General features: G+C 67.3%; 13 protein-coding genes. 6 read left to right on the top strand and 7 right to left on the bottom strand.

What is annotated here, in order from left to right; genetic code table 11:
• Positions 1 to 103: 103 nt before the first annotated feature.
• The 6 genes from ACQPYS_RS25505 to ACQPYS_RS25530 form a co-directional block, all read right to left on the bottom strand.
• Complete coding sequence (locus tag ACQPYS_RS25505; protein WP_433491031.1) at positions 104 to 865, bottom strand: ESX secretion-associated protein EspG; 762 nt, start codon at positions 863 to 865, stop codon at positions 104 to 106.
• A gap of 70 nt (positions 866 to 935) precedes the next feature.
• Positions 936 to 2,288, bottom strand: a complete 1,353-nt coding sequence (locus tag ACQPYS_RS25510) for a hypothetical protein (RefSeq protein ID WP_433491032.1) — start codon at positions 2,286 to 2,288, stop codon at positions 936 to 938.
• Positions 2,288 to 2,671, bottom strand: a complete 384-nt coding sequence (locus tag ACQPYS_RS25515) for a hypothetical protein (protein WP_433491033.1) — start codon at positions 2,669 to 2,671, stop codon at positions 2,288 to 2,290. Before ACQPYS_RS25515 ends, ACQPYS_RS25510 begins: the two co-directional genes overlap by 1 nt.
• 38 nt (positions 2,672 to 2,709) lie before the next feature.
• Positions 2,710 to 3,261 carry a DUF3558 domain-containing protein gene (locus ACQPYS_RS25520; protein ID WP_433491034.1) on the bottom strand — a complete coding sequence of 184 codons (552 nt, stop codon included), beginning with the start codon at positions 3,259 to 3,261 and terminating at the stop codon, positions 2,710 to 2,712.
• A gap of 527 nt (positions 3,262 to 3,788) precedes the next feature.
• Entirely contained in the window at positions 3,789 to 3,995 is a 207-nt protein-coding gene (locus tag ACQPYS_RS25525) for a DUF397 domain-containing protein (RefSeq protein WP_433491035.1), read from the bottom strand.
• Complete coding sequence (locus ACQPYS_RS25530; RefSeq protein WP_433491036.1) at positions 3,992 to 4,879, bottom strand: DUF5753 domain-containing protein; 888 nt, start codon at positions 4,877 to 4,879, stop codon at positions 3,992 to 3,994. Before ACQPYS_RS25530 ends, ACQPYS_RS25525 begins: the two co-directional genes overlap by 4 nt.
• 306 nt (positions 4,880 to 5,185) lie before the next feature.
• Between ACQPYS_RS25530 and ACQPYS_RS25535 the strand changes: the two genes are divergently transcribed.
• Positions 5,186 to 5,515: a hypothetical protein gene (locus ACQPYS_RS25535; RefSeq protein ID WP_431940104.1), complete on the top strand. Its 330-nt coding sequence runs from the start codon at positions 5,186 to 5,188 to the stop codon at positions 5,513 to 5,515.
• Complete coding sequence (locus ACQPYS_RS25540) at positions 5,512 to 5,982, top strand: hypothetical protein (protein ID WP_433491037.1); 471 nt, start codon at positions 5,512 to 5,514, stop codon at positions 5,980 to 5,982. The genes ACQPYS_RS25535 and ACQPYS_RS25540 overlap by 4 nt, the downstream gene beginning before the upstream one ends.
• 122 nt (positions 5,983 to 6,104) lie before the next feature.
• Here the strand turns inward: ACQPYS_RS25540 and ACQPYS_RS25545 are convergent, their stop codons facing one another.
• Positions 6,105 to 7,277 carry an aminotransferase class V-fold PLP-dependent enzyme gene (locus ACQPYS_RS25545; RefSeq protein WP_433491038.1) on the bottom strand — a complete coding sequence of 391 codons (1,173 nt, stop codon included), beginning with the start codon at positions 7,275 to 7,277 and terminating at the stop codon, positions 6,105 to 6,107.
• A gap of 205 nt (positions 7,278 to 7,482) precedes the next feature.
• Between ACQPYS_RS25545 and egtA the strand changes: the two genes are divergently transcribed.
• Genes egtA through egtD form a run of 4 tightly spaced genes read left to right on the top strand, consistent with a single transcriptional unit; the run spans position 7,483 to position 12,000 of the window.
• Positions 7,483 to 8,859, top strand: a complete 1,377-nt coding sequence (egtA, locus tag ACQPYS_RS25550) for an ergothioneine biosynthesis glutamate--cysteine ligase EgtA (RefSeq protein ID WP_433491039.1) — start codon at positions 7,483 to 7,485, stop codon at positions 8,857 to 8,859.
• A gap of 26 nt (positions 8,860 to 8,885) precedes the next feature.
• A complete protein-coding gene (gene egtB, locus ACQPYS_RS25555) occupies positions 8,886 to 10,196 on the top strand; it encodes an ergothioneine biosynthesis protein EgtB (RefSeq protein ID WP_431940188.1) in 1,311 nt (436 codons plus the stop codon).
• Positions 10,196 to 11,032 carry an ergothioneine biosynthesis protein EgtC gene (gene egtC, locus ACQPYS_RS25560; protein ID WP_431940100.1) on the top strand — a complete coding sequence of 279 codons (837 nt, stop codon included), beginning with the start codon at positions 10,196 to 10,198 and terminating at the stop codon, positions 11,030 to 11,032. The genes egtB and egtC overlap by 1 nt, the downstream gene beginning before the upstream one ends.
• Positions 11,029 to 12,000 carry an L-histidine N(alpha)-methyltransferase gene (gene egtD / locus ACQPYS_RS25565; protein WP_433491040.1) on the top strand — a complete coding sequence of 324 codons (972 nt, stop codon included), beginning with the start codon at positions 11,029 to 11,031 and terminating at the stop codon, positions 11,998 to 12,000. The genes egtC and egtD overlap by 4 nt, the downstream gene beginning before the upstream one ends.
• The last annotated feature ends 73 nt before the right edge of the window (positions 12,001 to 12,073 follow it).

Consider the following 12,073-nt stretch of genomic DNA (forward strand, 5'->3'; position numbering starts at 1 on the left):
GGCTCACCTGCGTGCATCGGGCCGAACGCCTGGTCGACTCGACTCACCGTGATCCTGAGGGCCTCGGCAGCCCGTACCACTGCCGCTCAGGCAGTCTTGTCCGTCACTGAGCGGTGCTGGTCCGGACTCGGTGGGCGGCTTCCAGGCGGCTGCGGAGTTGGTGCAGGATTTCGTCGGCCGGGCCGGGGGTGAGGGTGAAATCGTCGGTGTTGTGGTTGTGCAGCAGGTAGCGGCCGTCGTCCGGGTAGTCGAGCCAGAGAAAGGCGTACCCGTCGCCGGTGGGCCGGGTGTCGACGGTGTAGCCCGGATAGACGGTGATCTCGCCGGTGCCGGTGCGGGGGCGGCGGAAGAAGCGCTGCAGTTCCTCCTCCGGGGACAGGCGCGTGGGATGCCGGGAGTACACGGGTGCGTTCAGGTCGCTACGTCGGGCGCGGATGGGTTGATGGCGGCCGGCCGCGATCTGTGGCAGGCCCGCCACCAATTGGGCAGCCAGCTGATCGGTGCGGAGCTGGGTGAGGACGATATCGCCGCCGGATTTCCGTGCCGGCCCGGGTAACTGGCCGGCCAGCACAGCGACTCGGCCGACGACGCCGGCGTGCATCCGTACCGTGGTGTGGAGGCCGTGGACACCGTAGACCTCCACGCGGATCTCCGGCTCCAGGAGCACGGTGAGCGCCCGGTACAGCCGCTCGTCGAACACCGGCCGCAACCGGCGTGCGCACAGCTGCCGGTACCGCCGGAAATCGTCGTCGTGCGCCATCCGGTGCGGCTGGTATTCCAGCGGATACGGTAACCGGTCGCGTCCCATGGCCTCGAGGGCCAGCGTGAAATCGTAACCGTCCAGCTGCCAGCGGGATCCGTTCACGCGGTGCCCACTGTGTCGGAGCGAAGCCCTGCGTGGTCACGCTGCGCTACCGCCTCCGGACCTGACTCGTTCATGCGCCGATCACCCCGCCCGGCGGAAGCACCCGCGGCTGCTCGCCGAGCAGTTCGGTGGCGCGGTCCTGGATGAGATAGTCGGGTGTCTTGTGTTCGTCGTCGTCCTCCCCGCGACCGCGTTGGCCACCGGCGCCCATCGCGCCGGGCATCCCGGACATGCCACGGGTAGCCGCCGGACTACCGGAACGGGTCGCGGGACCGGCCGTCTGGTTCGTACTGCCGGGAGTTCCACCGAGAGTGCGGCCCGGCGTGCCCGCAGGCTGTTGCCCACCCGGGGTGGAGACCATCGGTGCGCCGGTAGTGGTACTCGGCGAACCGGCTGTGGTGGTGGTCGGGCGGCCCACCGGTTCCTCGAGCGGCACGGTGCTCGCCGGTGTCGTCGCTGTCGACGGGGTGGTCGACGCCGGAGTTTCGGTGCCGGCGGAAGTGGTTGCCGAATCCTGCGGTGTCTCCTGGCCGAGAGCGGCCGTGTCCTGCGGGGTCGTGCCGGCGGGGTTCGTCCCGGCCGGGTTGGTGCTACTCGAGTTCGTACCGGAGGGGTTCTGCATGCCGCCGGGTCCTACCGGCTGCTGCGTTCCGGCGCCGTCACCGACCGGGTTCTTCGTCACCGGCAGCACCGGGGTTTTGCTGTCCACGGCCGTGACTCCGGGCTGATAGAACTCGATCATCAGATCCTGGGCCTGCGCCTGCGCCTCGTTGGCGCGATGCTTGGCGGCCTTGACGACACCGTTGCCGGGAATATGGCCGACGAACTCATCGAACCCGGACACCTCGACCGGCGGCACGATCGACATCTTCGCCTGAGCCAGATAACCCTGCATGAGGTCGATACCGTTGGCGACCATCTCGAAGCTCTTGACCAGCTTGCAAGCCTCGGTCGTAAACGTACGAGTGCCTTCGACCGCCGCGTTCGCGGACCGACCGCCCCATTTCTCGTTGATCACCGTGTCGACGTTCTTGCCGAAGGTGTCGAGCGCGACGGAAAGATCCCCGGTGAGCCGCCGCCAGCCATCCGCACCGGCATTGATATCGGCCGATGCCACGGCCGGATGCTCGGAGTTACCGTTGAGTGCTTCCCAGATCTGCTGATGCGTCCAGGTTTTGAACGCTTCCCTGGTAGCGGTGGCCGGGGCGTACTCGCCGTCGAAACCCTCGCTCACCCGGGCCAGTTCGTTGTTGATGTGTGTCCGGTCGCCGCTCCACTCCTGCTCACCGGCGCCGGCGGCATCGGAGGCGCGAGTGCGGTTGCCGTCGGATTCGTCGTAGTTGCCGGTGACTTCATCGACTGCGGAATCGACGGTGGCGACGGCGGCGACGATCGCGGCAGCGACCAGCAATGGTGCGGGCATCAGCGGAGTCCCTCCCCGGCGGCGGTGGTCTGGGAGGAGTTCTGCTGATCGGTCTCGGAGAGTTCGCCGATCATGGCGGCGTAGGTGTCGCTCATGACGGTCACGACCTCGATCAACCCATCGATGCGGTCCACTGCCGAATCGCCGTTCTCGCCCCCCGTAGCTTTCAGCTCGAATTTGCTCTTCATATCCTGTGCGGAGGGCAAACCTCCGTAACCCGCGAGGCGGCCGAGTGTCATAGCATCGTCGCGGCGTTTTCGAAGATTGAACAGAAGTGTGTCACATTCCTGGCGGAGAAGTGTTCCCACCTCGTACTCGACGTGCAGTTCACCATCGATGGCCTGCTGCTTGAGATTCTGCCAATGTTTCAGCTGGTCACTCATGTTTTCCACACCTATCGAGAGCCGATGTACGGGGTTCGCTACTTCGGAAGGTGCGGTTCGAGGGCGGAGGCGAACTCGCCGGAAACCTCGCAGATGTCGCGAGTCCAGCCCTCCTCTTCGAACCAGGTGGCCTTGATCTCGAACATCCCCTGTTCGGCTGCAAAGGACGTGTAGCAGGATTTACCGTCGATTTCGGTCTTGTCGTTGGAGCGGAGCGCCTGGCGTGAACCGACGGTGGTTTCTACCTTGTGGACAAGGTTGTCGTTCGCGCGGGCTTCGTCCAGGTTGTGCGATGTCGACAAGACGCTTACCCGAATCAGGTTATCGGGCGTCAGCCAGGCACACACCCGCCAGGAGGATTCCCCTTCCGGCGGATCGGTCACGACGTCCTTGCTGGCCGGACTCAGCCCGGCCTCCGTCACGACCTGGTCCGGAAGTTCGGTACAGGGATTGAAGACTTCGATGGGCCCCGTGGTGGTCGACACCGTTGTACCGGTCGCAGCTCCGTCGGTGCTCGATGTGCACCCAGTGACCAATGCTGTCGCAGCCGCCGTAGCGAGCATGGTACGGACGAAGTCGGCGGTTCGCATGGATCTCCCCTGTGTCGGTGCGGCGGATTACCCCTCCATCACTATAGGATGCGCCTACAAGCTCCGTGGTTTCAGCAGATTGGGACGACCACGGCCTTGGCTCCCGGCACACCTCGACTCGACCGATCCGTGCCGCTTGAACATCAACCGCATCCGGTGCATTCGATGCCTTGAGCACTGCGATGATCGTTGTGCTGTTGACCGGCGTCCTGCGCTGTGTGTCGGGGCCCTCCGCTCAAGAAGACCCGGACGAATCACGATCGGTCGAGCTGCACCGAGGTCAAGAGCTCATCCCACGCGGCGGCGTCGAAAAGGCCTGGCCCGGTCCGGTATTTGCTGTTCCGACTCCAGCGCTGCCCCCAGTGAGATGAGCGACCCCTATGAACTTCCGATCGGGTGGGTTGTATCAGCTTTTGAACTACCGATCATCGGTTGAACCGATCACCAGCACTCCTTGCATGGCCAGAGATCGTGGCGAATCCCGCGACCGCGGTCCGGGCAACCGCCCGGCAACTGGGACAACAGAGTTATGAACGGTCGAACATTCCCGTACGCGCGGCGCTCACGAACTCCTGCCATTGGGATCGGGGAAACAAGAGCACAGGCCCAGTCGGATTTTTACTGTCTCGAACTCCGACCGTCCCAGAGCCCAGCCCGGCCACTTCGACGCAATCCCGAGAGGGACCGCTGTGTCGGCTCTTGAACCAACGCGCATCGCACAGGTCAGTCTTCACGTCTTGAACTCCTCCGCAACCTTCGCGATCAACGCTCGGGTTTCCTGCTCGCTCAAAGCTACACGCTCGATCGCCTCGGTGGCGGCCCGATACTGCACGACCTCCTCCCGCCGTTCGAGGTAGAGACTGCCGGTAAAGCCTTCCACGTAGACCACCGGTGGGTCCATCAAACGAGTGTTGGGCAGCATTTCGAATTCAAGGAACACGAACGAACGCACGAGAAGGCCCACCAGACTGCGTGCCCGGAAGGGTACGACACGCACACTGATATTCGCCGCTTCGCTGACTGCGAGCAGGTGTTTCAGCTGGCGCGGCATAACCGCCGACCCGCCCACTCCATGGCACAGTACCGCCTCGGACAAGAGCGCGTTCAACTCGAACTTGCTGTTACGCAGATTCTTCATCCGTTGTTCTGACACTGCTATGCGACGTTCGACGTCCTCGGGAGCCAGTTGCGGACTTTCGGTCCAGATCATCTCGCGCCGGTACTCCGGAATCTGCAGCAGTCCGGGAAGCAGAGTCTCCTGCCATGTAGTCACCCGGGTGGCGGACTCCTCCAGTGCGAGATAGTGGTTGAAATCCCCGGGGATCTGGTCGGCGTAGGCCCGCCACCACCCACCCCCGCTCTGTTTCGCCGTCCGTGAATCCTCCAGCAGATCCAGCAGGAACCGGCGTTCCTCGTCCGATGCTCCGTACCGGTCGCACAGACCGTTGATCTGCAATGTCGTGGGCCGCGACGCGTGCCCGTCTTCCATGCGGCCGATCGTCTGAGGACTCACTTCGATGGCGCGGGCCGCGGCGGCCTGCCTGATACCGCTGCGTTCCCGCAGTCGACGCAGTTCGCGGCCGAGTGCTCGTTTCGGGAGTGTGGATCCACCCGCCATTTTCTTACCTTCCCTAATTATCGAATGCATTTATGGAACACTCCGGCCCGGAACACAATGCCGGAATCGGCCCGGCACGGATGCCGGGCCGAGTGGGCAAGAATCTCCACCGAGGCGGTTCCACATAACGTGCTGTTCCGGTCTACTGATTTCGCGCCCGGCGCAGGCAATCTCCCGAAATCCATTGGGAAACACCGGTTCCACCACCTGGAGCGTTGTGTAACCGGTGGTCCGATCGCGGCCGCTACTCCCGATCGGGCCCTGCGCCGGGCTGCACCCCATCGCCTCTGAAGCAAAGGCAGAGCCATGCCCATCGCGATCGTATACCTGAACAAAAGTCTCTGTGGCACAAAGCAAGAGCATCACGAAACCGAATGTCGAGATTTCGCCCGCGCGCACGGATACGGTGTCGCCCGGGTGGTAGTGGAATCCGGAGCGGATGTGCTGCCATGGACATTACGAAAATCAGAATTGCTCGGTGGCGGCGCCATTGTGACACCGACCGTGGAACATATCGGGTTTCGCGCGCCGGTGGTGCTCGAACGCTGCGGGCTGATGGTCGTCCACCCTTACGGGTGGTATCGCCACGGCGAGGTGGATCGGTGGATACCGGCGACACCCGAGGTCTATCGGTGACCGATCACGAACCCGGCGCGACCCCGAACGATTCCCTTCCCGCACCGGGCGGGCAGCCGATAGCCATCGGCTACCTGCGCACCGATTTATGCGGGCATCGCGGATTCGTCACCGCGCGATTGCGGTTGGCCGCCATCGCCCATGGTTACCGGCTTCGCTGGCTGGTCGAACTCCCGGCCGACCCCCGGCCGGACCATCTCACCACACTCCGCGCCGCACTGGACCGGACCGGAGCCGACGCGGTGATCGTCGCGGCGACGACGCACCTACCCGGCAGACAGCTGCATGCCTTGCGCACCATCACACCGGTAATCGCGGATACCACCGTGCTGCCCCGGACATCCGAGTTCCGCGCTCGGCTGCGCGCCCTTCTCGGCCGTTATCTGCTACGAAAGCACGGGCGGTCGCGACGCGACGCGGACTGCGCGCCAAATGAACTTCCCAGTACCAGGGGATGCCGTTGGTAGCGTAGCGGGCCTTTTCGCTTCGATATCGGTTTGTGTGTCGAGGGGGCAATACTTCACCGGCCACCGGGATATCCCTCGCGCGAATGCCCTGAAACTCGTCCGGTAGGCACTGGATGCCGCGATTACAACCCGGCCACCGCACCGACGAATCGGTCGAGCTCGTCCCGGCCGACGAAACAGTGCGGGGACGCCCGCACCACCGAATCCAGTCCCCGCGCGGACATATCGAGCAGCGTGGACGCGCGGTGGCTGACCGTCACTGTGATGTCTTTGCCCAGCAGTCGGTCCCGGACCTCCACCGGCGCCGTTCCGGCCACCGTGAACGAGACGATGCCGCTGTGCTCCACCCCCAGATCGCGGACCGTCACCGCGGGCAGGTCACCGAGCGCACCCCGCAGGTACTCGGCGCGTTCGGCGATCGCCGAGTACACCGTCTCCGGCCCGAGCTCGAGCAGGTAGCGCACCGCCGCACCGAGCCCGAGCCGGGCCGCGACATCGTGCTCCCAGAACTCGAACCGGGATGCGTCCGGAGCCATCTCGTACTCCCGCGGACCGGTCCACCGGGCGCTGTGCAGATCCAGCCGGCCCGGTTCCAGCGCGGCCGCCAACTCGGGCCGCAGGTAGAGGAACCCGGTGCCCCGGGGCCCGCGCAACCATTTGCGGCCGGTGGCCGACAGCGCGTCCACCCCGAGTTCCGCGACATCCAGCGGCAGCTGACCGGCGGACTGGCAGGCATCGAGCAGGACCAGCGCGCCCACCTCGCGCGCGATCCGCGCCGCGGCGGCCACCGGATTCACCAGCCCGCCGTTGGTGGGCACATGCAACAGCGAGACCAGCCGTACCCGGTCGTCCATCATCGCGGCGAGCGCGTCGAGGTCGATCCGGCCCATCTCGTCGCTGGGGATCTGTTCCACCCGGGCGCCGGTGGCCCGCGCGCGTTGCAGGGCGGCGATGGCATTGCTGGCGTAGTCGGCCCCGGAGAGCAGGATACGGTCGCCGGAATGTAGCGGAACGGCGTAGAAGAAGTCGGTCCAGCCGCGGGTGGCGCTGTCGCTGAGGGCGATGGTGTCGGGGGTGGTGTTCAGCAGGGTGGCTATCGCCTCCTTGACCCCGGCCAGGTCGTCGAGGCGTTCGTTGGCGGCCCGGTATCCGCCGATCTCGGCCTCACGCCGCAGATGGGCGATCACCGTCTCGGTGACCACTCGGGGTGGAAGGGAGGACCCCGCGCTGTCCAGGAAAACCGCCCCGGCCCCGACTCCGGGCGTATCGTCACGTACTCGCTGCTCATCGACCATGCACCCGAGCCTATGCGGATCCTTGACCCGTTCGCGGCGCAAACGTGTCCGCCCCCCTCGCTACCCTGGATTCCACGCGAGGCCCGAGCGGTCCGCCGGCCCGGCCGGTGCCCCGCCGTAGATCGAAGACGAACCGACAATCGAACACCTGCTCGGGCAGTCGAACACGAGATACGAACCAGCGAGAAGCCGCACGGAGGTTGGTATGGCGGTCACGCTCGAACATCCGGAATCGACCAGCGACCTACCAGCGCACCCGGCCCTGTCCAGCCGCGCGGCGGCCGAAGCGTTTCTCGGGGGCGTCTGTTTCAAGGTGGGCCCACCCGGGCTCGTCGGCGCCGAACTCGAATGGTTCACCGTCTGCCGTACCGGTCGTACGGCACGCCGCGGCGCACGACGGCCGCCCCCGGGCGAGACCCACCACCTGTTGACCGGGCCCCGGCCCACGACCGAACTGCTGGCCCAGGCCCTGGGCCCCCACGCACCCCGCGCCATCGCGCCCGATTCCCCCGCCCGCCCGTTACCCGGCGGCAGCCGGGTCACCGTCGAACCCGGCGGGCAGATCGAACTCTCCAGCATCGCCGTCACCGACGCCGCCGACCTGTGTGCCCGGCTCCGCGCCGACGAACAGCGGCTGCGCGAACTCCTCGGCACCCGGTCCATCCGGATGGTCGCCGCCGCCGCCGATCCGGCCCGCACCCCCCGATGTCAGCTGGGGCTACCGCGATACCGGGCGATGGAGCACTACTTCACCCGGATCGGCCCCTACGGGAGGCTGATGATGAGCAATACCGCGGCCGCCCAGGTCAGCGTGGATATCGGTGCCGACCACGCCGACCTCACCGCCCGCTGGACCGCTCTGCACGCCGTCGGCCCCGCCCTGATCGCCGCGTTCGCGTGCTCGCCGGTGCTGCGCGGGGCGCCCACCGGGGAGTGGGCCTCCCAGCGCATGCGCACCTGGCTGCACCTGGATCCGGCCCGCGCCTGCCCGCCGGTCGCCGACTGGCCCGATCCGGTCACCGGCTATGCCCGCTGGGCGCTGGACGCCCCGCTGCTGTGTGTCCGCCGGTCCGAGTCCGCCGGACGGGTCGCCTGGGCGGCGCCCCCGGATGTGACCTTCGGCGACTGGCTGTCCGGCGCCCTGGACGACGTGATCGGCCGCCGACCCGATATCGGCGACCTCGAATACCACCTGACCACGCTGTTCCCGCCGGTCCGGCCCGCCGGATACCTCGAGGTCCGCTATCTCGACGCGCAGCCCGGCGACGGCTGGGCGGTCCCGATCACCGTCGTCGACGCCCTGCTGTCCACCCCGGCCGCGGTCGCGGACGCGGCGGCCGCGGTGGGCGCCACGGCCGGACGCTGGCACGACGCCGCCCGGCACGGCCTCGCCGAGCCGGAGCTGCGGGCCGCCGCCGTCGCCGTCCTGGAGGCCGCCGCCGCGCACAGTTCCCGTCCGGAGCCCCTGCTGTATGCCGCGATCCGCCGGTGCGCCGCCGGGCGGCCACCACAGGACGAGTCCGGCCATGGCGCGCCGGCGCACCCCACCGATCCCCCGTCGACGAGCGGAGCAGCATTGTGACCCGCACCCGGCCGAACGCCGACCTCATCGAGACCGAGCGCCTGCGCGAGCACATCGCGGCCACCCTCATCCGGGCCCGGCGACGGACCGCCGCGCTCACCGACTGCCTGGACGATGCCGAATTGCGCGCCCAGCATTCGCCGCTGATGAGTCCACTGGTCTGGGATCTGGCCCATATCGGCAGCCAGGAGGAGTTGTGGCTGGTTCGTGATGTCGGCCGCCGCGACCCGGTGCGCCCCGATATCGACGAACTGTACGACGCGTTCAAGCACGCGCGCCCGAATCGGCCGCAGCTGCCGCTGCTGGGCCCCGACGATGCCCGCGGCTATGTCGGCACGGTACGCGACAAGGTGTGGGATGTGCTGGACCGTAGCCCTCTCCAAGGCGACCGGCTGGTCGCGGGCGGTTTCGCGTTCGGGATGATCGCCCAGCACGAGCAGCAGCACGACGAGACCATGCTCGCCACGCACCAGCTGCGCGCCGGTGCACCGGTCCTGACCGCCCCCGCCCCGCCCACCGCGCGCACGGTGGTGCGCGGTGAGGTGGTGATCCCCGCCGGTGAGTTCGTGATGGGTACCTCCACCGATCCCTGGGCGCTGGACAACGAACGGCCGGCACATCCGGTGCACGTCCCCGCGTTCGCGATCGACGCGGCACCCGTCGGCAACGCGCAGTACCTCGCGTTCATCGACGACGGCGGCTACGAGCGACGGGAGCTGTGGTCGACGCGCGGTTGGGCGCATCGGCACGAGGCCCGGCTCACGGCCCCGCAGTTCTGGGAACGCGATACCGACGGCCGGTGGTGGCGGCGGGTGTTCGGGGCGCTGCGGCCGCTGCGCCCCGAACAACCGGTGGTGCACGTGTGCTGGTTCGAGGCGGAGGCCTACGCGAACTGGGCCGGTAAACGGCTGCCCACCGAGGCGGAGTGGGAGAAGGCGGCCCGCTACGACCCGGATACCGGACGCACCCGCGCCTACCCGTGGGGCGATGCCGAACCGGACTCCACGCATGCCAATCTCGGCCAGCGGCACCTGGAACCGGCCGATATCGGCGCCTATCCCGCGGGCGCCTCACCCGCCGGGGTGCACCAGCTGATCGGCGATATCTGGGAGTGGACCTCTTCGGGTTTCCATCCCTACCCCGGTTTTCGCGCCTTCCCCTACCGGGAATACTCGGAGGTGTTCTTCGGCGGCGACTACCGCGTACTGCGCGGCGGCTCCTTCGGTACCGATCCGGTCGCCTGCCGCGGCACCTTCCGCAATTGGGATCATCCGATCCGCCGGCAGATCTTCGCCGGTTTCCGGCTGGCCCGCACCGTGGGCCCGGAAGAGGCCTGATGTGCCGGCACATCGGCTATGTGGGCGCACCTGTGCCGGTGGGCGACGTGCTCACCCGCGGCCCGCGTTCGCTGCGCACCCAGGCATGGGCACCGCGTGAGATGCGCGGCGGCGGCACGATCAATGCCGACGGCTTCGGTGTGGCCTGGTGGCGTCCGGACACGGCGTCGGTGACCCGCTACCGCAATGCCGATCCGATCTGGACCGATCCCGCGGTGGACGAGGTCCTGCCGCAGCTGACCTCGCACGCGGTCCTCGGATCGGTCCGCTCGGCCACGGTCGGTATGCCGGTGGAACGCGCGGCGTGCGCGCCGTTCTGCGGGGCGAACTGGGCATTCAGCCACAACGGTGTGGTACCGGGGTGGCGTTCGGTGCTCACCGCGGTCCTGTCCGATCTCGACGTGGCGGCCACCCGGGCCGGGATGACCCGCCGCTACGAGACCAGTCATCTCCTCGAAGCCGAGGCACTGACCGATTCCGCCGCACTGTGGGTCCTGTTGCGTCGGCTGCTCGACCCCGAACCGCCGGCCGGCCTCGCCGAAACTCCCGGCACCGCGCTGCGGCTGCTGGTCACCGGGGTGCTGCACCACGCGCCCGACGCCCGGGTGAACCTGTTGCTCGGCAACGGCACGGCGCTGTGGGCCACGACCTGTTACCACTCGCTGTACGCGCTGATCGATGACGAATTCGCCGTACTTTCCTCCGAACCCTACGACGACGACACCCGGTGGCAGCAGCTGCCGGATCGGAGTCTCGTGCATGCCGAACCCGGCGAGCTGAGTGTCGAAACCCTCGACCTCGGCCGCTCCACCGCGACCGAAAGCCTGACGCCATGACCCAGCCGATCGTGGAAGTCCATCTCACCGACGCCGCCCTGACCGAGGCGCTGCGCGCCGACGCGCGACGCGGTCTCACCGCGAGCCCGAAATGGCTGCCGCCGAAATGGTTCTACGATGCCCGCGGTAGCGAGCTGTTCGAGCAGATCACCGCACTGCCCGAGTACTACCCCACCCGCACCGAACGCGCCCTCCTGGAAGCGGTCGCTCCGGCCATCGCCCGCACCGCGCAGGCGGAGGTCCTGGTCGAACTGGGGTCGGGATCGGCAACCAAGACCCGTATCCTGCTCAACGCTCTCACCTCGGAGGGCCCGCTGAAAACCTATGTCCCGCAGGATGTCTCGGCCACAGCGCTGCGTGCTTCGGCGGACGAGGTAGCCGCGGACTTTCCCGGCCTGGCGGTCCACGGGGTGGTCAGTGATTTCACCGATACCCTGGGTACGCTGCCGCGCGGCGGACGCCGAATGATCGCGTTCCTCGGCGGGACCATCGGCAATATGGTTCCCGACGAACGTGCCGAATTCCTCACCGGAATCCACGATGTCCTCGAACCGGGCGAACAACTACTACTGGGCGCGGGGCTGGTGGTGGATCCCGAAATCATGGTCCCCGCCTACGACGATACCGCCGGCATCACCGCGGAATTCAACCGCAATGTGCTGCGAGTCCTCAATTCCCGGCTGCGCGCCGATTTCGATCCGGATGCCTTTCGCCATATCGCGCACTGGGATGCCGGCAACGAATGGATCGAGATGCGGCTGGAAGCCATCCGGGACATGGCGGTGACGGTCGCCGATCTCGGTTTCACCGCGCGTTTCGCGCAGGGCGAGCAGATACGCACCGAGATCTCCGCGAAGTTCCGCCTTCCCGGGCTCGACGGCGAACTACGAGCCGCCGGTTTCGCGACCGAACACGCCTGGACCGACCCAGACAACCGTTTTGCTCTCGTCCTGGCTGCCCGGATCTGAAACCGGGCAGTAATTTCACAACAACCCGAGCTTCAACATCAGTGCCCGGTCCAGTTCGGACGCAGGTGGTGTC

This window comes from Nocardia grenadensis, from assembly GCF_050942415.1.
In the GTDB taxonomy this organism is placed as follows: Bacteria; Actinomycetota; Actinomycetes; order Mycobacteriales; family Mycobacteriaceae; genus Nocardia; species Nocardia grenadensis.